The sequence below is a fragment of the Mesorhizobium sp. M0910 genome (assembly GCF_040319465.1).
Taxonomy (GTDB): Bacteria; Pseudomonadota; Alphaproteobacteria; order Rhizobiales; family Rhizobiaceae; genus Mesorhizobium.
This window is the reverse complement of record NZ_JAMYNZ010000003.1, coordinates 485,987-508,560: the sequence shown is the minus strand read 5'-3', so window position 1 is coordinate 508,560 and position 22,574 is coordinate 485,987. Positions and strand designations below refer to the sequence as shown.

At 63.6% G+C, this 22,574-nt stretch carries 19 protein-coding genes; 5 read left to right on the top strand and 14 right to left on the bottom strand.

All coding sequences use genetic code 11. From position 1 onward, the window contains the following. Positions 1-128: 128 nt before the first annotated feature. Entirely contained in the window at positions 129-668 is a 540-nt protein-coding gene (locus NKH78_RS10065) for an Lrp/AsnC family transcriptional regulator (RefSeq protein WP_352476516.1), read from the bottom strand. Positions 669-716: 48 nt separating this feature from the next. Here NKH78_RS10065 and NKH78_RS10060 point away from each other — a divergent pair, with 48 nt between their 5' ends. Together NKH78_RS10060 and NKH78_RS10055 are read left to right on the top strand one after the other, a co-directional pair. Further along, the gene (locus tag NKH78_RS10060) at positions 717-1,892 is read left to right on the top strand and encodes an MFS transporter (protein WP_352688658.1); all 1,176 of its coding nucleotides are present in this window, start codon (positions 717-719) and stop codon (positions 1,890-1,892) included. 49 nt (positions 1,893-1,941) lie between these two features. Next, positions 1,942-2,373 (top strand): GNAT family N-acetyltransferase, encoded by a 432-nt coding sequence (locus NKH78_RS10055; protein WP_352505364.1) that lies wholly within the window; start codon positions 1,942-1,944, stop codon positions 2,371-2,373. On the opposite strand, the gene NKH78_RS10050 is transcribed toward NKH78_RS10055, so the two are convergent. From NKH78_RS10050 to murA, 9 genes are all read right to left on the bottom strand, one after another. Continuing rightward, complete coding sequence (locus tag NKH78_RS10050) at positions 2,370-3,500, bottom strand: anhydro-N-acetylmuramic acid kinase (protein ID WP_352505363.1); 1,131 nt, start codon at positions 3,498-3,500, stop codon at positions 2,370-2,372. The genes NKH78_RS10055 and NKH78_RS10050 overlap by 4 nt on opposite strands. A gap of 6 nt (positions 3,501-3,506) precedes the next feature. Continuing rightward, complete coding sequence (locus NKH78_RS10045) at positions 3,507-4,508, bottom strand: serine hydrolase domain-containing protein (protein WP_352505362.1); 1,002 nt, start codon at positions 4,506-4,508, stop codon at positions 3,507-3,509. Positions 4,509-4,578: 70 nt separating this feature from the next. Then, the gene (locus NKH78_RS10040; protein ID WP_352737227.1) at positions 4,579-6,327 is read right to left on the bottom strand and encodes an ABC transporter ATP-binding protein; all 1,749 of its coding nucleotides are present in this window, start codon (positions 6,325-6,327) and stop codon (positions 4,579-4,581) included. Beyond that, positions 6,324-7,163, bottom strand: a complete 840-nt coding sequence (locus tag NKH78_RS10035) for an ABC transporter permease (RefSeq protein WP_352476522.1) — start codon at positions 7,161-7,163, stop codon at positions 6,324-6,326. The genes NKH78_RS10040 and NKH78_RS10035 overlap by 4 nt, the downstream gene beginning before the upstream one ends. After that, on the bottom strand, positions 7,163-8,122 hold the full coding sequence (locus NKH78_RS10030) for an ABC transporter permease (protein ID WP_352505360.1): 960 nt from the start codon (positions 8,120-8,122) through the stop codon (positions 7,163-7,165). Before NKH78_RS10030 ends, NKH78_RS10035 begins: the two co-directional genes overlap by 1 nt. Before the next feature lie 34 nt (positions 8,123-8,156). Beyond that, the gene (locus tag NKH78_RS10025) at positions 8,157-9,677 is read right to left on the bottom strand and encodes an ABC transporter substrate-binding protein (RefSeq protein ID WP_352505359.1); all 1,521 of its coding nucleotides are present in this window, start codon (positions 9,675-9,677) and stop codon (positions 8,157-8,159) included. 99 nt (positions 9,678-9,776) lie between these two features. Then, the gene (murQ, locus tag NKH78_RS10020) at positions 9,777-10,682 is read right to left on the bottom strand and encodes an N-acetylmuramic acid 6-phosphate etherase (protein WP_502896030.1); all 906 of its coding nucleotides are present in this window, start codon (positions 10,680-10,682) and stop codon (positions 9,777-9,779) included. A gap of 169 nt (positions 10,683-10,851) precedes the next feature. Further along, positions 10,852-11,742 (bottom strand): glucosamine kinase nucleotide-binding domain-containing protein, encoded by an 891-nt coding sequence (locus NKH78_RS10015; RefSeq protein WP_352737226.1) that lies wholly within the window; start codon positions 11,740-11,742, stop codon positions 10,852-10,854. Next, positions 11,739-12,995: a UDP-N-acetylglucosamine 1-carboxyvinyltransferase gene (murA, locus tag NKH78_RS10010; protein ID WP_352737225.1), complete on the bottom strand. Its 1,257-nt coding sequence runs from the start codon at positions 12,993-12,995 to the stop codon at positions 11,739-11,741. The genes NKH78_RS10015 and murA overlap by 4 nt, the downstream gene beginning before the upstream one ends. A 186-nt stretch (positions 12,996-13,181) precedes the next feature. Here murA and NKH78_RS10005 point away from each other — a divergent pair, with 186 nt between their 5' ends. The 3 genes from NKH78_RS10005 (at position 13,182) to NKH78_RS09995 (ending at position 16,312) form a co-directional block, all read left to right on the top strand. After that, complete coding sequence (locus NKH78_RS10005; RefSeq protein ID WP_352737224.1) at positions 13,182-14,030, top strand: MurR/RpiR family transcriptional regulator; 849 nt, start codon at positions 13,182-13,184, stop codon at positions 14,028-14,030. A gap of 230 nt (positions 14,031-14,260) precedes the next feature. Further along, complete coding sequence (locus NKH78_RS10000; RefSeq protein WP_352737223.1) at positions 14,261-15,370, top strand: carbohydrate kinase; 1,110 nt, start codon at positions 14,261-14,263, stop codon at positions 15,368-15,370. Positions 15,371-15,382: 12 nt separating this feature from the next. Further along, positions 15,383-16,312, top strand: coding sequence for a pseudouridine-5'-phosphate glycosidase (locus NKH78_RS09995; protein WP_352737222.1), 930 nt, complete (start codon positions 15,383-15,385; stop codon positions 16,310-16,312). A gap of 35 nt (positions 16,313-16,347) precedes the next feature. On the opposite strand, the gene NKH78_RS09990 is transcribed toward NKH78_RS09995, so the two are convergent. From NKH78_RS09990 to NKH78_RS09975, 4 genes are all read right to left on the bottom strand, one after another. Further along, positions 16,348-17,739 carry an FAD-binding oxidoreductase gene (locus tag NKH78_RS09990; RefSeq protein ID WP_352777147.1) on the bottom strand — a complete coding sequence of 464 codons (1,392 nt, stop codon included), beginning with the start codon at positions 17,737-17,739 and terminating at the stop codon, positions 16,348-16,350. A gap of 255 nt (positions 17,740-17,994) precedes the next feature. Then, complete coding sequence (locus NKH78_RS09985; RefSeq protein WP_352738484.1) at positions 17,995-19,233, bottom strand: VWA domain-containing protein; 1,239 nt, start codon at positions 19,231-19,233, stop codon at positions 17,995-17,997. 2 nt (positions 19,234-19,235) lie between these two features. Further along, positions 19,236-21,485, bottom strand: coding sequence for a DUF5682 family protein (locus NKH78_RS09980; protein ID WP_352738487.1), 2,250 nt, complete (start codon positions 21,483-21,485; stop codon positions 19,236-19,238). A 4-nt stretch (positions 21,486-21,489) separates the two neighbouring features. Then, positions 21,490-22,569: an ATP-binding protein gene (locus NKH78_RS09975; protein WP_352823084.1), complete on the bottom strand. Its 1,080-nt coding sequence runs from the start codon at positions 22,567-22,569 to the stop codon at positions 21,490-21,492. Positions 22,570-22,574 lie beyond the last annotated feature (5 nt).

Genomic DNA, 22,574 nt, shown 5'->3' with positions numbered 1-22,574 from the left:
GGTTGCGCAACAGGCATTCCGTCGGATCCAAAAACCGGCGCAAACGAACCGGCCCGACGGATGACCACAGGATGCAGTGCCTAAGACGTTTCCGGTTCGACGTTGGATACGCGTGAGGATCGTATGAGCTAATAAAGCGGCTTGGCCATGTGCCGGGGGGTCGGCCATTCCGTCGTTATCCCCGGCTGCACCGGCCGCTCGAGATAGGTCGACAGCACGACGTAGCTTCGGGTCGAGGTGACACCAGGCGTTTCGTAGAGGCGCGACAACAGGCCTTCGAGTGCCCGCGTGTCCTCGGTGCGGACCTTGATCAGCATGCATGTGTCGCCGGCCACCGAATGAATCTCCTCGACTTCGGGGTGTTCGGAGATTGCCATCAGCTCCGGCGTCTTGCCCCACCCCTTGGTGTCGATATGGACGAAGGCAAGCAGCGGCTTGTGCACCGCTTTTGGATCGATGATGATCGCGGTGTTGCGGATGGCACCGCTGCGCCGCAGGCGCTTGACGCGTTCATGGGCTGCCGGCGGTGAAAGGCCGACGCGGTCGCCGAGCTCGGCATAGCTGATCGTGGCGTCGTCGACCAGAACGCTTAATATTTTTCGGTCGATTGCATCGATATCGCGGGCGGCAGGCCTGTTCTGCGGAATGCCATCTGTTTCTTCATCCATAATGAAATTCCCTATTGATGCAGAATTTAGTACGGCCAATATCGCCATATGTCGAACAATGATCAAGTCGCAACATTTACGGCAAGGCCGCCTATCCCGGCGCTCGCTTACCTCCTCACCGGATGCATTGCCGTGATCGGCTCGAACTCGCTGGTGCTCGGTCCGATCGCACCGGCGGTTGCCGCGTCCTTCGGCACAAGCGTGCCGGCGGTTATGATCGCGTCCGCCGCGTTCGGGCTCGGTACGTCGGCGAGCGCTTTGTTCCTGGCGCGCTATATCGACCGGCTTGGTGCCCGCCGCATGCTGCAAGGAGCGTTGCTGCTGCTGGCGATAGCGCTCGTCGCCAGCGCTGCTGCGCCGACGGTGACGGCGCTGGTCGCGGCCCAGCTTCTCGCCGGCATCGCTGCAGGTGTCGCCATGCCGGCAATCTACGCCAGCTCCGCCGCGATTGCACCGCCCGGCCGCGAAAGCGGCACCATAGGCGTCGTGCTGACCGGCTGGACGCTGAGCATGATCGCCGGGGTTTCGCTGTCGGCCGTACTTGCCGACCTGGTGCATTGGCGCGCCGTTTTCGCGGCGGTCGCGGTGCTCTCAGCACTCGCATTGGCAAGCCTGACGCTGACGTCGCTGAGCGATGTCAGGAAGAGCGGCCCGGCGCCGACGCCGCTGGGCGCTTTGAGCGTCCCCGGCATAGTGCCGCTTCTGGTTGCCTGCGCCGCATTCATGACCGCGTTCTACGGTGTCTATGGCTATCTTGGCGATCACCTTCACAATGGCTTGGGACGGCCGGTCAGCGCCAACGGGCTGGCCGCGCTCGCTTATGGCGCCGGATTTGGCGCGGCGGCACTTCTTGACGGCGTTATCGACCGCCTGGGCGCGCGGCGTGTCATGCCATTTGCCTACCTGCTCGTCGCGGCCGTCTATGTCGCGATTGCCGCGGCGAGCAGTAGTTTCCATCTGACCATAGCGATGATAGCCGTCTGGGGCCTTGCCAATCATTTCGGCCTGAATGTCCTGGTGATGCGCCTGTCCGCGCTCGATCCTGCGCGGCGCGGCACGATCATGGGCTTGAACAGCGCGGTGACCTATCTCGCGGTGTTCGTCGGCACCACGGCGTTCGGACCGCTTTATTCCACATTCGGTTTTGCGGCGTCGGCGGTGGTTGCAGCCCTGCTCATGCTGATCGCTGCTGTGGCAGCGGCGTGGCGTTCGCCGAAGCTATAGCGCAGCAAGGCTTGCGTCTCGGCCCCGTCCATCGATAGATGCTTGGTGGATGGACAATACAACGCTTGAGACAACCGCCGATCCCTTGCCGCACGAGCTGGCTTTTCTCGGAGAGCGGCTTGCTGCGTTCAACGACAGTGATGTCGGCGCCTCCCGCAGGAAGGCAATGGCCGTGTTCGTGCGCGATGAGCACGGCGTAATTGTCGCCGGCATCTCGGGATACACCGCCTGGGGCTGGCTCTATGTGCAATGGCTCTGGGTCGATGAAAAACTGCGCGGCCACGGCATGGCCGGCAGGATGCTCGAGGCGGCCGAGAGGGAGGCGATCGCGCGCGACTGTCACGGCGCCTGGATCGACACGTTCAATCCCAAGGCGGCCAAGGCCTATGAGCGCCACGGCTACCGGCCGTTCGGTGCGCTCGCCGACTTTCCCATTGGCCGCAGCCGCATCTTCTTACAGAAGAACCTGAAACACGATTAGCCGGCGAGCCGCCCTCCGCGCATCGGCTGCGGCACGCCGGTCGTGCTGGGGAAGCTGATCGGCAAGCCCCTAAGCACGCGCACTGCTAGGAAGGCAAAGCACTCCGCCTCCACCGCATCGCCCTTCCAGCCCAGCGCCTCGGCCGGAACCGCTTCGACGCCGGCGCGGCTGGCAAGCATGGCCATGATCGTTGGATTGTGGCGACCGCCGCCGCTGACCACCAGCCGCTTCGGCCGGTGCGGCAGAAGATCGAGCGCTTTGGCGACGGCGGCCGCGGTGAAGGCCGTCAGCAGGGCTGCCCCATCCGCGGCGTTCATTCCGTCCGCCATCGAGGCGCCGAAATCGAAACGGTCCAGCGATTTCGGGTAGGGTTTGGTCAAGTAAGGGTGCTGCAGGAGCTTGGCCAGCCGCGTCTCGTCGACCGTCCCGGCGCGGGCCAACGCGCCGTCGCGGTCCATTTCGCCAAGCCCCTTCGACTTGATGAAGTCGTTCAGCGGCGCGTTGGCCGGTCCGGTATCGAAGGCGACGACATTGTCCTTGCCGTCCCACCAGGTGATGTTGGCGACGCCACCGAGATTGAGCACTGCCGTGTCTCCACTGGCATCAGCGTCGCGCAGCAGCGCGGCGTGATAGGCGGCAGAGAGCGGCGCACCTTGGCCGCCGGCGCGCATGTCGGCCGAGCGGAAGTCATAGGCGACCCTGGTGCCAAGGATCGCATGCATCAGCTCGCCGTCGCCGAGCTGGCGGGTCTGGCCCAGCCGGCCCACTTGCGGGGCACGGTGCAGCACGGTCTGGCCATGGAAGCCGACGACGCCGATATCGGCCATGGTCAGGCCGTGACTTTCGACAAGATCCCTGACCGCGGCGGATTGGGCGCGCGTCAGTGCCTCCTCTGCCTCACGAAAAATCGCCGGTTCCGGTCCGGTGAAATTCCAGATCCTGGCCTGGCGCAACGTCTCCTCCAACAGGCTGCGGATCGACCTGGGGTAAGGCGCCAGCGTGTAGGTGCCGAAATCCGCGATCCGTTCGCCGTCGGTCTTGATCAGCGCGACGTCGATATTACCGTCCAGCACGGTGCCGGTCATCAGGCCGACAGCCCACATTGGTGCGCCATTTTTAGCAATCATGACTTGTCAGGCTCCGTTGACGAGATCGCCGATCGATTGCCTTAGCGCTGCGATCCCGCTGTTGAAATGACGTGTCGGATGGATCCGGTTGGTGAGCAAGGTCCATGCTCTGCCTTTGTCGAAGTCGACCCAAAGCCCGGTGCCGGTGAAGCCGGTATGGCCAATTGTGCCGGGGCTGCACAGCCGGCCGCCGGACCAGCCTTCGTAAGGCCGCTCCCAGCCATGGGTGCGGGTTGCCGACAAGGGCGTGCGCATCAGCGCTATTGAACGCTCGGATGCGCCGCTCCCGTCCAGCAGCCCTAGCGCAAAATCGAGGATCGCGGCCGCCGTTCCGAACAGCCCGGCGTGACCGGCCCCTTGCAATGCCGAGCAATTGTCGTCGTGGACCTCGCCGCAGAGAACACGATGGCGCCATGTGCAGTCTTCTGTGGCCGCCGCGCGATCCGGTTCGGTGGAGAACGCGAAGCCCGGACCGGGATCCATGTAGCGAATGGTCTTGCCGGACAGGCGCTCCAGGACGAAGCCGAGCAGAATGAAATTGATATCGGAATAGACCGGCTCCCCGACCTGCCACTCGCGCTGCAGGACAAAGGCGCGCAACAGCTCGGGATCGCGGCCATAGGTGTAGATTGGAGCAACGGCGGGAAACGGCGTCTGATGACCGAGACACTGGCGAAACGTCACCTTCCGTTCCCAGGCTTTTTCGTCATATTGGCGAAGGTCGGGCAGGACCGAAATCAGCGGCGCGTCGAGGTCGATGACGCCTTCTTCCGCCAGTGCAAGGATACGCGGCGTGGTGAAGATGACTTTGGTCAGCGACGCCAGATCGAACCATGTTTCGATATGCATCGGCCGTATCTTCGGCACGACTTGGGCTGAGCCGACTGCCCGGACGATGCGTTGACCGTCCCAGTCGACCATGCCGAGCACGCCGCCAGGAATGCGCGACGCAGCCACGGCCGTTTCGAGCGGGGCGAATGCACGGTCGAAGAGATCATGCTCGATCAAATGCGGCCTCCGTCTGAAAAGCAGCGAGGGGGCTGTCCGTCTGACTCTGCATGCTTTCGAGCGACAATCATCACGCTTCCACCCGTGCCCTATGGTCCGGCCCGAATTGCTGCCAATTGGCCGGGCCCGGCTCAAATCCCAGCGGGCGCACGAGCGAGGGAACCTGGCGCGTGTCCAGCTCGAAACGTTCATGCCGCCGGTCTATGGTGGGAACGGCCGCGATAAGCTGTTTGGTATAAGAGTGCTTCGGCTGCGAGAGCACCGATCTGGCATCGCCGATCTCGACGATCTGGCCGGCATAGATGACCGCAATGCGATGGGCGATCCGCTCGACGACAGCCATGTCATGCGAGATGAACAGGTAGGCCAGCCCGAATTCACGCTGCAGCTCGACCAAAAGCTCCAGCACCCTGGCCTGCACCGACACATCGAGCGCCGAAACCGCTTCGTCGAGGACGACAACCGAAGGATTGAGCATCAGCGCGCGAGCGATGCACAGGCGTTGCCGCTGGCCGCCGGAGAATTCGTGCGGATAGCGCTGCAGGCTGTTTTCCGGAAGGCCGACGCGTTTCAGCAGCGCGGCCATTTTCGCCCGCGTTTCAGCAGTTATCCGTCCGCCGCTAGCGATCACCGGCTCTGCGAGGATGCTTTCGATGGTGAGTCTGGGATTGAGCGAGCCATAGGGATTCTGGAACACCATCTGCACGGGAAGGGCGCTCTGCCCGGCGACGGCCTTGCGCGTGCTGGCCGAGATTGTGCCGCGTGTCGGGCGCACCAGCCCCAGAATCGCGCGGGCGGTGGTGGACTTTCCGGAACCGCTCTCGCCGACGACCGCCAATGTCTCGCCCGGCATTAGCTCGAAATCCACACCGTCCACCGCGTGCACGATACCGCTGGCGCGGCTGAAAAACCCAGCCTTGACTGGAAACCGCACCACGAGGCCATCGACCATCAGCGCCGGCTCGGCAGCTTTTTGCGTTTCGCATTGCACGTCCTTGCGTACGGCACTGCCGCCGGCGAAATGCGGCACCGCATGAAGCAGATGCCGCGTATAGGGATGCTGCGGATCGTCCAATATCTGGTTCAGCGCGCCCTGCTCGACAGCTTCCCCGCTTTGCATCACCATGACCTTGTCAGCGATGCCTGCAACCAGACCGATGTCGTGGGTGATGAAGATCATCGACATCCCGGTTTCCTGCTTCAACTCGGCGAGCAGCGCCATGATCTGCGCCTGCACCGTAACATCCAGCGCCGTCGTTGGTTCGTCGGCAATGAGCAGGCGCGGGTTGCAAGCGAGCGCCATGGCGATCATCACCCGCTGCAACATGCCGCCCGAAAGCTGGTTGGGCGTATATTTCAGTCGCCGTGCAGCGTCGGGAATACGCACGCGGTCGAGCGCGTCCTTGGCCGCCGCCGTCGCTTGCCGGCCGGTCAGGCCGCGATGCAGGCGAAACGATTCCTCGATCTGCCTGCCGATGGTCAGCACCGGATTGAGCGAGCTCATCGGCTCCTGGAAGATCATGCCGATTTCACCGCCGCGGATCTTCGTCAGTTGCGGCTCGTCCGCGGCGGTCAGGTCGAAAATGCTGTTGTCGACCCGCTTCAGCGTGATCGAGCCTGCGGTGATGCGGCCGCCGCCATAATCGACAAGGCGATTGATCGACAGCGCCGTGACCGATTTGCCCGAGCCGCTTTCGCCGACGATTGCCAATGTCTCGCCGTCGGCGAGATCGAAGCTGACGCCGCGCACGACCTCATTGGCTTTCGGGTTGCGGCCGAAGCCGACGCGCAATCCGCTGACGGACAGCAGCGGAATCATGCGATCGATCTCCGCATCTTCGGGTCGAGGACATCACGCAACGCATCGCCGAGCAGGTTGAAACCGAGGATGCTGATCATGATCGCCACGCCGGGGAAGATCATCAGCCAGGGAGCTGTCTCCATCAGATTGCGGCTGTCGCTCAGCATCAGGCCGAGCGACGCGGCGGGCGGCTGCGTGCCTAGCCCGAGGAAGCTTAAGCCGGCCTCGGTCAGCAGTGCCCAGGCCAGCGCCAGCGTCACCTGAACCGTCAGTGGCGCCACCAGATTGAGCAGCAGATGGCGTGTTACGATATAGCCCGCACTGCTGCCGAACGTGCGGGCCGCGTCGACGAACTCGCGCGCCTTGAGCGACAGAGCCGGACCTCGCACGACGCGCGTGAAGATCGGCGTGTAGACGATGGCAATGGCAATGACGCTGGTCGAGGTTCCCGGTCCAGCAACCGCGACGATCAGCAGCGCCAGCAGGATCGCCGGGAACGCCAGCACAACGTCCATGATGCGCATCACCAGGCCGTCCCAGCGGCGCCCGAACCAGGCTGCCGCCAGCCCGAGCACGGTGCCGGCCAGTGTCGCGAAGGCGACCGAAAAGAAGGCCACGATGAAGGACTGGCCGATCCCGGTCATCAGCCGACTTGCGACATCGCGGCCGAACAGGTCCGTGCCCATCAGGTAGGTGCCGTCAGGCGCATGCAGTCGCTCGACCCGGTGCTGCGTCAGCGGATCGTGCGGCGTCAGCCCCAGCATGCCAAGCACGGCAAGCAGCAGATAAAGCGCAACGATGGCACCGCCGATGCGGCCGCTGGGATGCGCAAATATAGCCCGCAATGTCGCCATCAGTGCTCGCTTAGCCGGATACGCGGGTCGAGCGCGACATAGGCGAGGTCGACGAGGAGATTGACGATCATGAAGTTGAAGGCGATGAACAGCACGCTTCCCTGCACCAGCGCGTAGTCGCGCTGCAGGATGGCATCCAGCACCATACGGCCGAGACCGGGCAGCGCAAATATCTGCTCGACGATGACTGCCCCGCCCAGCAGATAGCCGAACTCTATGCCGCTCAGCGTCACGACCGGGATGAGCGCGTTGGGCAAAGCATGCCCCCAGATGACGCCGCGCGCCGAAACGCCTTTGCTGCGCGCCGTCCTGACATAGTCGTCGCTGAGCACATCGAGCATCGCCGAACGCGATATGCGGGTCACCGAAGCCGCGAAGGCAAATCCAAGCGTGACCGCAGGCAGCAACAGCTGGCCGAGATTGCGCAGCGGATCCTGCCACAGCGGCGAAAACTCACCCATCGCCGGCAAAACGCCAAACCCCGCCGACAGCGTGTAGATGATCAGCAGGGCAAGGACAAAGTTCGGCGTCGACTGCCCGATCATTGCGACAACGCGCACGCCGAGGTCGGACAGCTTTTCATTATGGGTGGCGGCAAAAATCCCGGTCGGCATGCCGACAACCAGGGCGATGACCATCGAAAGCAGGGCGAGCTCCAACGTTAGCGGGAAACGCTCGAGGATGACGTCGAGCACCGGCCTGCCATAGGTGGACGAAATGCCGAGATTACCTTGGACAAGACCAAGCAGCCAGCGCCAGTACTGGATGAACCAGGGCTGGTCGATGCCGAAATAAGCTGCAAGCGCATCGCGCTGCTGCGGCGTCAGCAGGCCGGCTTCGGTCCCCAGCATTGCCGTGATCGAATCGCCCGGAACCATCCTGATCGCCAGGAACACGACGATGGACACGCCAAGCAGGACGAGAGGGAAGGTTGCCAGTCGCCGCATCAGATAGTTCACGCGAAGAATACCCTCTCGTCTGGCACCAAAGCAGCTACTGGATCGTCACCTTGGCGAGGCTGAACAGCGAGCCTGTCGGCACCGGTTCGAATCCTGCGATATTCTTCTGCTGTGCGGTGTAGCTGTAGGACGTGTAGAGCCAGATCCAGGGCGACATCTCAGTGATGTGCTTCTCGAAGTCGGCGAAGATCGCTTTGCGCGCTGCCGGGTCGGTCTCGCTGCGGCCCTTCTGCATAAGACTGTCCAGCGTATCGTCGATATAGTTCGCGACCTTCTGCAGATTGCCCGTCTTGGTCCAGTAACGGTTGTACATAGTGTAGGGATCGGCCCTGCCGCCGTTCAGGGCGATGGCCATGTCGAAATCGCCCTTCAGCCAGGCATCGACATAGACGTTGAGCTCCATCATTTTGATGTCGAGCTTGACGCCGATTTCTGCGAGTTGCGACTGGATGACCTGGGCTTCCGCCGCCGCTGTCGGCGGCTCGCCGGTGGCGCCGATCACGGTCGCCGAAAAGCCGTCGGCGTAGCCCGCTTCGGCCATCAGCTGCTTGGCTTTCTCGACGTCGCGCTTATAGCAGAACAACTGGCTCGGATCGGTCGCCAGCGCAGGGATAGTCAGCGGGCCGGTGACTTTGCCTTCACCGAGCGAGGCGGTGTCCAGCACTTCCTGCCGGTCGATGGCGCAGGAAATCGCCTGACGCACCTTGAGTTCGGTCATCGGCTTGCGGGAAGGATTGAGCTGCAGCACGTGATAGGCAAGCACCGGCACACGGTTCAACTGCAGGCTGGCTTCCTTGGGCACAAGCGTGGCGACAAGCGGATCGTTGAGCAGGGCAAAATCGATCTGCTTGCTGCGCATCGCCGCCAGGATCGCCGTCTCGTCCGGCAGCACGCTGACCTCGATGCCGTCGATGCCGGTCGTGCCGCCCGCCCAATCCTTGTTGGCGACAAGCACTTCCTTGGAATTCGGATCCCACTTTTCCAACTTGAACGGACCCGAGCCGATCGTCGTCGTGCCGATCGAGCCGGCCATGATTTCGCTTGCCGGGACGATCGCGGCGTTGACGTCGCTCATCGCCGTCAGGATCGGCACATCCGGCTGCGAGAGGTGGAACACGACGGTGGCTGGATCGGGTGTGTCGATGCTGGCGATCGAGAGAAAGTTGGCGCGCGCGGCCGCGCCGGTCTTCTCGTCGAGTATGCGCTCGAACGATGCCTTGACATCGGCCGAGGTCACGGCGGCGCCGTTCTGGAATTTTGCTTTCGGATTGAGTTTGAAACTCAGCTCCTTGCCGTCCGGCGAGAACTGCCATGAATCGGCAATCGCGGGCGTGATTTGCAGGTTTGCGTCGAGCCGCACCAGTGGCTCATAGATCAGTTCCAGCAGCCGCAGTGAGGAGAATGCCGTCTGCTTGTGCGGATCAAGACCGGTGGCGTCCTGCGACCACGCCATATGCAGCGTCGCCGCACTCGCCTGCGCCGGTAGCGCCGCGATGCCAATCATTGCCGCGAGGGTCATGCCGGAAAGCAGTTTCTTGCCAATGTGCCGTACCATTGTCGTCTCCCATTATTGTTAAACCTGATGCCTTGCAGTTCGCCGGACCGCTTCAAAGGGACACACGCCCCGGAACATCGGCCCAGTGTCCATGCGGTCTTACACCGTCTTTTCGCCTATCGCCTTGCGCAGGAAACCTCCCGCGTTGCCAAGCGCCTTACGTGCTTCCTCGACGCCCATGCCGGTGATCGTCACCAGGATTGCCAGTTTTACATCGTTGCCGGTCTGGTCGAGTGCCTGTCGTGCCTGCTGTGCCGCGCAGCCGGTCGTCTGCATCACGATCCTGACCGCCCTGGCGACAAGCTTCTTGTTGCTTGGATTGAGGTCAACCATCAGGTTCTGATAGCTCTTGCCGATGCGGATCATGCTGGCGGTAGACAGCATGTTGAGCACCAGCTTTTGCGCGGTTCCCGATTTCAGTCGGGTCGAGCCGGTGAGAACCTCCGGGCCGACCACCGGAGAGATGGCAATGTCGGCTATGCCGGCAATGGTCGATCGCGGATTGCAGGACAGCGCCACGGTGGTCGCTCCCACCTGCTTGGCATAGGTCAGGCCGCCGATGACGTAGGGCGTGCGCCCGCTGACAGCGATGCCGACCACCACATCGTCGGCGGTCAGCTTGATGTCCTGCAATGCCTTTACACCCTGTTTCGGGTCATCCTCGGCGCCTTCCGCGGAGCGCACCAGCGCGTCGTCGCCGCCGGCGATCAGGCCCACCACCATGTCCTCGGGTACGCCGAAGGTCGGCGGACATTCCGAGGCGTCGAGGACGCCGAGCCGGCCGCTGGTGCCAGCGCCCACATAGACAAGGCGCGCACCCTTCTGGAACGCGCTCACGATCCGGTCCACGGCAGCAGCAATCTCAGGAATGACCTTCTCGACGGCGGCCGCAACGCCTTTATCTTCGTCATTGATCTTCCGCAGCACCTCGATGGTCGGCAACAGGTCGATGTCGATGGTTCTCGGGTTGCGGTCCTCGGAAACCAGCCGCTCCAACTCCGACATCAACCCGTGTTCGACCACTTGCTTACTTTCAATCTGCCGTGAGCGGGAACGCGATGCCGTGCCGGGCAGGCGACCGGCTGTCGTGTTTCTGCTTAGTTAACTTTTTAGAATTCGGTATTCCCGGTGTCAACGGATTGTAGGAATAAAATATTCCTCTTTGAGTAGCGCGTTACTCGCCGCAAAGCGACTTTCTGGCCAGGATTATGGCTCCCGAAACCGCATCGCCGTCGGCCGGCTTCAGCCGTCGGCGGACGTCGGGAGCGAGCCATGGCTCAAGCGGGCTGGACAACCCTCCGAGCAACGTAACCCGCGGCGCGCCTTTTTCGAACAGCACCCGCACGAAGGTGTCGATCTGCTCGGCAGCGCCTTGCACGATCCGCCGACCGGCCGGATCGCCCTGGTCGGCATGGCGGATCACCATCGGCGCCATGGCGGCATAGTCCGTCGCACTGGCGCGGTCCATCCAGGCCACCGCCTCGAACGGGTCGTCCTTGAAGCGCTGCATCACCTCGGCCAGCAGCGCGGTCCGCTCGTGCCGGCCGTCATGGGCGCGCAAGGCGAACTGTACCGCTTCCAAACCTAGATCGGCGCCGCTGCCCTCGTCGGAAATCGGAAAACCGTAGCCGCCGACACGCAGGTCGCGCCCTTCGACAAAGCCGAGCCCGATCGAACCGGTCCCGGCTATGACGATGGCGCCGTCCTGGCCCGAATGCGCGCCCAGGCAAGCCGCGACGCCGTCGCTGACGAAGTCGAGACTTGCAAAGGGATGGGAGATCGCACGAAACGCCTCAAGCGACCCCTTGCGGCCGATGCCGGCAAGACCGACGCCGGCACGGATCCTGGCGATTTTCGTCGCCGTGAACCCTGCCTCTCTGATCGCAGCACCAAAGGCTTTGGCAACGGAGGCCCAGGCCGCCTCTATACCGAGCCGCGTTGTCGCCGGACCTGAGAGACCTTGCCCGAGCACGGTTCCCGCCTCGTCTTCGATACGCGCCCGACAGCCGGTTCCGCCGCCATCGACGCCCAGGAAATAATGCGAAGACGCCGCGCCGGCACTCATCCACTTATCCGCTCGATCTGGGCGCCGCAAAGCCGGAGCTTGCGGTCCAGCTGCTCATAGCCGCGATCGAGATGATAGACGCGGTTGATCGTCGTCTCACCCTGGGACACCAGCGCTGCCAGCACCAGCGAGACGGAGGCGCGCAGGTCGGTGGCCATCACTTGCGCGCCCTTCAGCTTCTCGCCTCCGCGCACCAGCGTCATGGTGCCTTGCAGCTTGATGTTGGCGCCGAGCCGCATCAGTTCAGGCACATGCATGAAGCGGTTCTCGAAGATCGTCTCACGCAATAGCGAAGCGCCCTCGGCACAGCACATCAACGCCATGAACTGCGCTTGGAGATCGGTCGGAAAGCCCGGATAGGGCTCCGTCGTCACATCGACGGCTTTGAGCGGCCCGTCTCTCGATACGATCAGCCCGCGGTCGCCCGGCCAGATTTTCACACCGGCTGTTTCGAGCAGCTGGACGACGGATGCCATGTGCTCGAGCCGCGCGTGGGTCAGCTCGAGCTGACCGCCGGTGATAGCCGCCGCGACGGCATAGGTGCCGGCCTCTATCCGGTCCGGGATGATGTCGTGCGTGGCGGCGCGCCAGCCTGTGCTGCCCGCGATCAGGATACGGTGCGTGCCGGCGCCCTCGATCCGCGCGCCCATGGCGTTCAAGCAGGCGGCAAGGTCGGCCACCTCCGGTTCGCGCGCCGCATTGAGGATCTCGGTTTCGCCCTTTGCAGTCGTCGCTGCCATCATCGCCGTTTCGGTCGCGCCGACCGATGGTGAGCTCAAAACGATACGCGCGCCTTTCAGTCCGCCCGGCGCGGACGCGACGATCAGCCCGTTTTCGATCGCAATGTCGGCGCCAAGTGCGGCAAGTGCGGCGACATGCATGTCGACCGGCCGTGCGCCGATCGCGCAGCCGCCGGGCAGCGAAACCCTGGCGTGGCCGAAGCGGGCAAGCAGCGGGCCGAGCACCAGCACTGTCGCGCGCATACGCCTGACGGTATCGTAGGTTGTCTCCTTGGAGACGGCAGCACTGGTATCGATTGTGGCGGCATGCGCCGATCTGGTGACTTCGGCCCCATGAAGGCCGACGACGCCAAGCATGTTGTCGACGTCGGTCACCGCAGGCAGGTTGGTCAGTTGCAGCGGATAAGGGCTGAGCAACGCCGCCGCTATTTGCGGCAAGGCCGCGTTCTTGGCGCCGGAGATCGTCACCGCGCCCTCAAGCCTATGCCCGCCGACGATCCGCAATTTGTCCATGGCTCTGACCTAATCCCGAGCTGTCGGCGTGTCTACGATCTTTCGTGGCCGAATCGTCGGCTTGCCCGAAGGCTGGGCCGCAACCGCACCGGTAGAGATTTGATGGATCATTCTTGGCTGTCAATCAGAGACGGAATAATTTATTCCTTGGTTTGGCATTGTCCGTGACTGGCAACAGGTGAACGCATGTCCATCCTGAAGAAAATCGAGGCCAAGCTCGAAATCATGGCGCCCGGCGACCGCGAGATCGGTCGGTATATCGTCGATAATCCCGACCAGATGCTGCGCCTGTCGACGGCGGCGCTTGCCGCTGAGATCGGCCGCAGCCAGTCGAGCGTCGTCAAGTTCAGCCAGAAGCTCGGCTATTCCAGCTATCAGGAGCTCAAGCTCGCCGTCAGCGAGGCCAAGTCGCAGGAATGGCACGTGCCGGCCGGCATGATCCACGGTTCGATCGAGGTCGGCGACAGCTATCTGGTCATCCTGCGCAAGCTGATCGGCAGCAAGCTTTTGTCGATGCAACAGACGGTCGCGGCCAACACCGAGCATGAAATCGGCAAGGCCCTCGAAGCATTGAACGGTGCGCGCCGCATTCATTTGGCAGGCGTCGGCGCATCCTCTCTGGTGGCGCGCGATTTCTCATACAAGCTGATGAAGCTCGGCCGCAACGTGCTGCACGACAGCGACAGCCATGTGCAAATGGCCAATGTCTCGACGCTTGGACGAGGCGACGCGTTATTCGCGCTCTCCTATTCCGGGGCGAGCATCGAAACCCTGCGGATAGCTGAACTCGCACATAAACGCGGCACCACCGTTATCGCCGTCACCGGGCTTCGCGACAATCCGCTGAGCCGGGTTGGCGACATTCGCCTCCACACGATCGCCGATGAAGAGCGCGCGCGCTCTTCATCGATAACCGCGCGTGATGCACAACTGACGCTAACCGACCTGCTGTTCATCCTGCTTGTGCAGAAGCAGCCTGACGCCAATGAATATGTCCACAACAGCGAATTGGCCGTCTCAGTGCTGAAGGCTTAGCTGTCTTCGGCATGGCGTTAAGGCCTCTGTTCCTCCCTGATGCTGCACGTCGACAAGAGCAGGTTTCGTCCTCCGAATAGCTTTCTTCAATGCGCTCACACGCTCTCCGGCTGGCAGAGCCGCGGGAGCGCCGATTGGTCAAACGCCGCCATGGCAAACCAATGTTGACAAGATCATCTGTTGTTTCATACATCGAGTTCAGCCTCGAATTTGGCGGGCCAGGTGAGACGATGGACGACCTTGGAGCACAAGAACAAGCGGTTCTCGACCTGATTGCGGCGAATCCGTTCTCCGGCCAGCAGGATATTGCAACCGCGCTCGGCATTGCCCGCTCGACGGTCGCCGCCCACATCGTGCAACTCATCAACAAGGGCTACATTCTCGGCCGCGGCTATGTCTTGCCGGCGTCCAAACGTATGGTCTGCATCGGCGGCGCGGTGCTCGACCGCAAATACCACGCCAGGAAGGATCTGATCTTCGAGACATCGAACCCGGTCGAAGGCCATCGCAGCTTCGGCGGGGTTGCCCGCAACGTCGCCGAAAACCTTGCCCGCCTCGGTGTCGACATAAGCTTCGTCTCGATCGTCGGCGAGGATGAAACCGGCCGCGCGCTGGTGCGGCATTTGCGTGATTTCGGCGCCGATGTCAGCCAGGTCATCACCACCACGGAGCGGCCGACGGCCGAATACGCGGCCATCCTCGACCGCAACAACGATCTCGTGCTCGGCATCGCCGACATGGAGATATTCGATCTGTTTTTGCCGTCCTATCTCGACCGTTTCTGGCCGCACCTGGCTTCGGCGACATGGGTCTTCATCGACTGCAATCTGCCGGCCGCGACCATCGCAGCGCTGATCTCGCGCAAGCACGGTGCGCGCTTCAAGCTCGCAGTCGACACGGTATCGTCGCCGAAGTCGGCGCGCCTGTCAAAGGACCTGACCGGCATCGATCTTCTGTTCACCAACCATGACGAGGCCAATACGATGCTCGGCGTGACGGATGCCGACAAGCGGCTGACGCCGGAGGGAGCAGCAGCAGGGCTGCGCGCGGCCGGCGCCGCCGAAGTGATCGTGACCGCAGGCGCGCATGGATTTGCCGTTGCGACCGAGAGCGGTGTGACGGCCATGCGCTCCGTCCCGGCGCAGGCCGTCGACATCACCGGCGCCGGTGACGCGATGATCGCCGGCACCCTGTACAAGGTGCTTTCGGGTGAGCCGGTCGCTCATGCCGTGCGCACCGGCGCGCTGCTTGCCACACTGACCACCGAGAGCGAATCCAGCGTCCACCCCGATCTGTCGCCGCGCTTCCTTGCCGCCGGCATGTACCGCCTTCCTGCCTGAAAGCGAGATGATATGAAACCTTCCCTTGTCCATTTGAACGATGAAGTCGCTGCTGCGCTTGATAAAGGCCGCGCGGTGGTGGCACTGGAATCGACGATTATCACCCACGGCATGCCATATCCGGCCAATCTGGAAACCGCTCGTGGTGTCGAGACCGTCGTGCGTGAAGACGGCGCCGTGCCCGCCACGATCGCAGTGGTCGCCGGCAAGATCAAGGTTGGCCTCGACGATCGGGAACTGGAAGAGCTGGCAGCGGCAAAGGGCGTGGTCAAGGCTTCCGGGCGCGATCTCGCCGCAATCATGGTGCGCGGCGGCTCGGCCGGAACCACCGTCTCGGCGACGATGCGGATTGCCGCTTTAGCCGGGATCGGTATTTTTGCGACCGGCGGCGTCGGTGGCGTGCATCGCGGCGCCGAAGCCACTTTCGATATCTCCGCTGACCTGACCGAACTTGGCCAGACCGGCACGACCGTCGTCTGCGCCGGGGTTAAGTCGATACTCGATATTGCGAAGACGCTGGAATATCTGGAAACTCAGCGCGTGCCGGTGATCGCCTATGGGAGCGATGATTTTCCGGCTTTCTACACCCGCTCCAGCGGGCTCAAGGCAGACCATCGCCTCGATACCCCCGACGAGGTCGCGCGAGCCATGCTGCTGCATGACGAGATGGAATCCGGCACCGGCATTCTCGTCGCCAACCCTATTCCCGAAGCGGACGCGCTCGATCCGGCGTTCATCGACGGCACGATCGCAGCGGCCGTGGCTGAGGCCGAGAAGCGCGGCATCGGGCGCAAGGAACTGACGCCGTTTCTGCTCGCCCGCATCAACGAGCTTTCACAAGGCCGCAGCCTGAAGGCCAACATAGCGCTTGTCCGCAACAACGCCGCGCTTGCTGCCCGCATCGCAGTTGCGCATGCGGAATTGAAGGGCGCGACCAGATAGAGACAGCGCCCGGCCAGCGCTACGTGCCTTCGATTTCAGCCCGGTGCGAGGTCGAAGATGCGCCCGGCATTGAGGATATTGTTCGGGTCGAAGGCTGCTTTCAGGCGGCGCATGGCCGCGATCTCGGCGTCGCTGCGCACGAGATGCAGCCATTCCTTCTTGTCGAGGCCGATGCCATGCTCGGCCGAGACGCCGCCGCCAGCCGCGGCCACACCCCGGTAGATGATCCCGTATGCGGCCGCCGGATCCACGGTGCGGACCTGGTAATGCAGGTTGCCGTCGCCGAGATGGCCGAAGACGTAGATGTCGGCGCTCGGGTCGACGGCTTTGATAGCGGCTTCCGTCTCGCGCAGGAAAGTCGCCATTTTCGCCAGCGGGATGCTGACATCGACGCTAATCAGGCCTGCTATCGAAAACAGAAAACGGTTGGCCTCCTCGCGCACCGCCCAGAGCGCCCGGAATTCGCGCGGCGATTGCGAGACGACGACGTCGTCGATCACGTCGTCCTCGACCGCCTGCATCAGCGCCGCGGCAAAGCGGTCGCCGTCGCGGTCCGACTCGCTGCCCTGTATCTCGGCCAGCACATAGACGGGCGAGCCGACGGGCAGCGGCGCCGGCGCCTCCATGCCGGCGATCATGGCGCCATAGAGCGGTGCGAAATTCACATCATAGGCCGAGAGCAACGGCCCAAGCTTCTGCCGAAGCTGCGCAAGCAGCGCAATCGCCGCATCGAGCGATGGAACTGCGCAGAAGGCATTGACCTCGGTAGCAGGTTTGGGATGCAGCCGCAGGCAGGCGCGCGTGACCACGCCGAGCGTGCCTTCGCTGCCGATGAAGAGCTGGTTGAGGTCATAGCCGGAATTGTCCTTTGGCAAGCCCTTGAGCGACGTGAGCACACTGCCGTCGGCAAGCACCGCCTCCAGCCCAAGCACCTGCGCCCGGTACATGCCGTAGCGCAGCACGCGGATACCGCCGGCATTGGTGGCGACATTGCCGCCGACGGTGGCCGTGCCGCGCGCGCCGATGTCGACGCCGAAAAGCAAGCCGGCCGCATCGGCCGCGTCCTGCACCATTTGCAGCGGCGCGCCGGCCTCGGCGACGATCGTCGCCGCCTCGCGGTCGGGCGCCGCGACCGCCGTCATGCGCTCCAGCGACAGCACCGCCTCGCCGGGCTGGATGCGCGCCGCGCCCGCAAGACCGGTGCGGCCACCCTGGATGACGAGCCTCTGCCCGGCCTCGTTGCACAGGCGCAGAATGTCCGACAGCTCGCCGGTCGTGCGTGGACGCAAGACGATCGCTGGCGGCGCGCCGTCCTTGCCGTCGGGATCTTCCCGGTAGCGTGGTCCGGCCTCCTCAGCCGAGACAATCGCTGACCTGTCCAGCCGCTTTTCCAGCCGCGACAGAAGCTCGGCAATTTTCTGCGACATGTGGCTCAAGGACATGAACGGCCCGGGCGCATCGACGCGGCCGGGAGAGGGAAGGGCGAGGGCTGTGAAAGCGGCCGTGGCTGATTTCTACTGTTCAGCAAATATGGGGAAAACCCGCCAAGAATACAGCCGGTTGCCTTCGCCATGCGTCGCTCCTGTAACCGGTCGACCATAGGCGCGGCCGGCTATTTGTCAAACCTTTGACCGCAAGCGCTTGCCTGCGGGCGGCCCGGTATTCTGGACCGAGGCAAACGCTCACTCATGCATCCCAGGCGCCTCAGCCTCGGCGCGAATGAGCTTGATGTCGGCTCCCGCCGCCCAGGCGCCGATATCCTCCCGCCGCAGTGCCGCCGCCATCATGTCCGGAAACAGATCCGGCGTGCAGGCGAAGACCGGAATGCCAAGTGCCGCGACCGAACCTGCCATCGCTGGATCATAGCCGGGCCGTCCCTGATCGGTCAGCGCCAGAAGCACGACGACATTGACGCCGGATCGAACCAGCGCCGCCAGCCGCCGCAGCAGTTCCTGGCCATTGCCGCCTTCAAAGAGGTCGGTGATCAGCACCAGATGCGACTTGGTGGGCCGCTCGATACGGTCGGCGCAATAGGCGACTGCCTGGTTGATGTCGGTGCCGCCGCCGAGTTGCACGCCGAACAGCACTTCAACAGGATCGCTGAGTTCTTCGGTCAGGTCGACGATTGCGGTATCGAAACAGACGAGCTTGGTGCGCACAACCGGCAGCGAGGCCATGACCGCTGCGAAGATCGAGGCATAGATCACCGAACTTGCCATCGAGCCGGACTGGTCGACGCACAGAACCACCTCGTCGAGATCGACCAGCCGTCGCTGCTTGCGTATGAAACCAACCAGCTTCTCCGGCACGATGGTCTTGTGTTCGGGTTGGTAGTGGCGAAGGTTCGCCGAGATGGTGCGCTGCCAGTCGATATCGCGCGAACGCGGGCGGTTGGTGCGCCTCGACCGGTCGAGCGCGCCTCGGATTGCCTCGACTGTCTTCTGCTCCAGCCTCTGCATCAGCTTGGCCACGATATCGGCGATGATCGCGCGGGCGATGTCCTTGGTCTTGGCAGGCATCACCGAGCGGAGCGAAACCAGGTCGGCGACCAGATTGACGTCCGCCTCGATCGCCTTCAGGAACTCCGGCTCCATCAGCATCTGCTTCAGGTTCAGCCGTTCGAAGGCATCTTTCTGGACGATCTGGACGACCTGCGCGGGAAAGAAAGAGCGGATGTCGCCCATCCATTGCGCAACGCGCGGCGCCGAACGGCCTAGCCCGCCGCGCCGTTTGCGCGGGTCGGCAGCGGCATTGGCGCCGTCGCCGTATAACGCGTCAAGAGCCGCCGAAAGCCGTTTGTCGTCGCTGGAAAGTGCCGCAGATGTCTCATCGTCGGCGCCGATCGCCAGACGCCAGCGGCGCTCTCTTCCGCCATCGGGCGATGGTGCGCCGGTTTGGGTCGCCTCTGCCTCGTCGTCCATCGTTATGTCCCGCTCTTGAGCAAGGGTCCAAGCCGCTCCAGGTGCCGACGCCAGGCCTCGCCGCCATCGGGCGCCGGTATCAGGCCGGCTGGCAGCCGAGCGGCGCGGCCGAGCACCGCTTCAATCAACCGCCGGCGCTCCATGCTGTCCAGATTGGAGAAGACGCGGCGCAGCAGCGGTAGATGCGCGATGAAAGCGTCCTCGTCGAGGGACTTCAGCCACGCATCAACCGCGCCGCGCAGACCTTCGTCATAGATCAGCCGCTGACCGGCAGTGCTGAAGAAGCCTTCGAAGAACCCGGCCGCTTCAATGACAGGAGTCCCCGGTGACAAGCGTCGCTCGAGCAGTCCGGCAGCGTCCTCGGCGGAAAGCCGGCCAGCTTCGTAGAGCAGGTGCGCGGCGCATCCTGCCGGCAGCGCCGTCGACCGCGATCCCTCCAGCACGGCAGCCAGTCCGTTACGCCATCCGTCCAGCACGTCTTGCCCGGGCTCGACCAGTCTGATCGCCTCATCGGCCTTGCGCATCGCACCGACCAGCGTCGCGGCGGCTTGCTCATCCAGATCGCGTACAGCATACGGAAGCGCGATCGCACCTTCGACGATCAGCCGCTCCATGAGACCGGACAGCCGGTTCGTCTCCGTTTTGCGGGCCTCGCCGTAACGGATGATGTCGGCGAGGGGCGGCACAGACGCCAGGATCTCCAGGCATTCGCTGCTGCGCGCCGCTCGCGCCTCCAACGCCGCAAGGCCGGCAGTCGATGCTTCCGACAGGCTTGCCGTGATCGCGTTCTGCACCAATGCCGCAAGCGTATCGAGCGTCGCCGCCGTTTCGATCATCTGGATCAGGCGGGCATTGGCAGCCTTTTCGATGGTCGGCCCGTAGATCAGGTTCTCGACCAGACGAACGGCATATTCCGGTTCCCACGCCAGGGTCCACCGCTCGCGGAAGGTGCCACGGCTGCGACCGGCATCGGTCAGTCTGCCCCAATGCACACCAAGCACGCTCAGCCGATGCAGCAATGTCGAGCGAAACAGCCCGCTTTCGCTGCGCAGGTCGACGGACAGTTCGCGCTCCAGCGCCTCGGGCTTCAGCCGCGCCGCCTTCTGGTTGCGCTGCAGATCCTCGATCAATGGCGCCAGCGGCGTGTCGGGCGGAATTTCACCGACGTCCGCACCCAGAAGCAACTCGGCCTCGACCAGCCCCCACAGCAACGCTTCGCCATTGAACAGGGTCGCGATCGCGGCGTCGCGCAATTCCTCGAACCCGGGCTTCGGCCGTTCGCGAATGGCGGCGAGCGCGCGGGCGAGCCGCTCCGCTTCGATCAGCGAAGCGGTCGAGACCAGATGGCCCTTCGCCCGCAGCAGCGCCGCGATCATGGCAAGCCACAGGGTTGCCGCATCGCGCCGACCGCGCGTGCGCCAAAGATGCTTGCACCAGCCGGGCGCGACGACGCCCGCGCCATAGCCGTATCCCAGCGCCAGGCGCGGTCCGGTCCACGGTGCCCATGTCATTGTGCTCTTGCGCCGGGCAATTCCCTTGATCAGGACCTGATCGTTTTTCTGAGTGTGGGTGGCTTGCAGCGCCGGCACATGCCATGCTCCGCAGACGACGGCGATCGGCCCCTCGAACTGCTTACGCGCCTTGGCGATTTCGAGCCGCATATGCGCCTCGCGCTTGGCTTCGAACTGCGCGATCGGACCCTCACCATTCCGCAGTGTCGTCATCGCATCGGCGATGGCCGCAAATATCGGGCCGGGTTCCGGGTTCTGTTCAATGATGTCCGACCACCAGCTTTCGCCGTCCTCATAACCGGCGGCGTGCGCCAGCATGGCAATCGGATCACGCGGAATCGGAGCCGCGTCACCATCCTCGGGGGCTTGGGTAGCTTCGGTCGCATCGGTGTCCTCCGCGCCACCGATCGCAGCAGTGGTGAACCGTGCCGACGATGGCAGGTCGATAAACTGCAACGTCGCCTTATTGCCCACAGCCCAAAGCGCCGCCTGGTATTCGGGCGAGAACTCGGCAAAAGGCCAGAAGCTTGTCGAAGCCGGATCGTCTTCCGGATAGCAAAGGAGCGCCACCGGCGGCTGCATTTCGGGGCGGGCCAGCATGGGCAGAAGCTCAGAGGCGTCGATCGGCCCCTCGATCAGCACGGCGACCGGGTTCAAATCCTGCAGTGCCTGCAGCAGGCTGTCGGCGGAACCCGGCCCGTGATGGCGTATCCCGAAATAGGCAATGTCGCCGTGGCTCATGGCGTCAGATCGCTGCGTTCAGCGCCGCGTAATAGCCGGCATAGTCGGGGCGCTTCTTGAGCACCGTTTCCAGATATTCCTCGAGCACCACCTTATCCTGCACCGGATCCTTCACGATCGCGCCGACAAGGCTGGCGGCGAGACCTTCGGCGCCGAGCTTGCCACTGTCGAACCACGCCGCCTGGCTGAGCCCGCCAACCATCGTGGCGATCGCTTCTGCGGTCGACAGCGAGCCGGAAGGAATCTTCAGCGTCACCTTGCCGTCGGCAGTCGCGCCGGAGCGCAATTCGCGAAAGATGGTCAGCACACGGGCGATCTCCTCGCCGACATTTTTTGGCACCGGCAGGTCGAGTCCGCCAGCCATCTCATCGACCCGTTTGGAGACGATCGCCACCTCTTCGGCCATGTCTTCCGGCAATGGCAGCACCACGACATTGAAACGACGCTTGAGCGCCGAGGAGAGCTCGTTGACACCTTTGTCGCGGTTGTTTGCCGTGGCGATAATGTTGAAGCCGCGCTGGGCGTAGATCGAGGTGTTCAATTCCGGGATCGGCATCATCTTTTCGGAAAGCACGGTGATCAGCGTGTCCTGCACGTCCGAGCCCATGCGGGTCAGTTCCTCCAGCCGGCAGAGCTTGCCGTTCTGCATGGCTCGGTAGAGCGGCGTCGGCACCAACGCTTCTTGGCTCGGGCCTTTTGCCAGCAGCTGCGCATAGTTCCAGCCATAGCGGATCTGGTTCTCGTCGGTGCCGGCCGTGCACTGCACGATCAGCGTCGAGTCGCCCATGATGGCGGCGGCAAGATGTTCAGATACCCAGGACTTGGCGGTTCCGGGAACGCCGAGCAGCAAGAGTGCACGGTCGGTGGCGAGCGTCGCTACCGCGGTTTCCATCAACCGGCGGCGACCGACATATTTCGGGGTTATCAGTGTGCCGTCGCTAGCCTTGCCGCCGAGCAGATAGGTCAGCACAGCCTGTGGCGACAGGCTCCAGCCGGCAGGTTTTTGCCTGTCGTCACCGCGCGCCAGCGCCTGCAATTCAGAGGCATAGGCCTGCTCGACCGGGAGACGGATGGCAGCGTTCATATGAA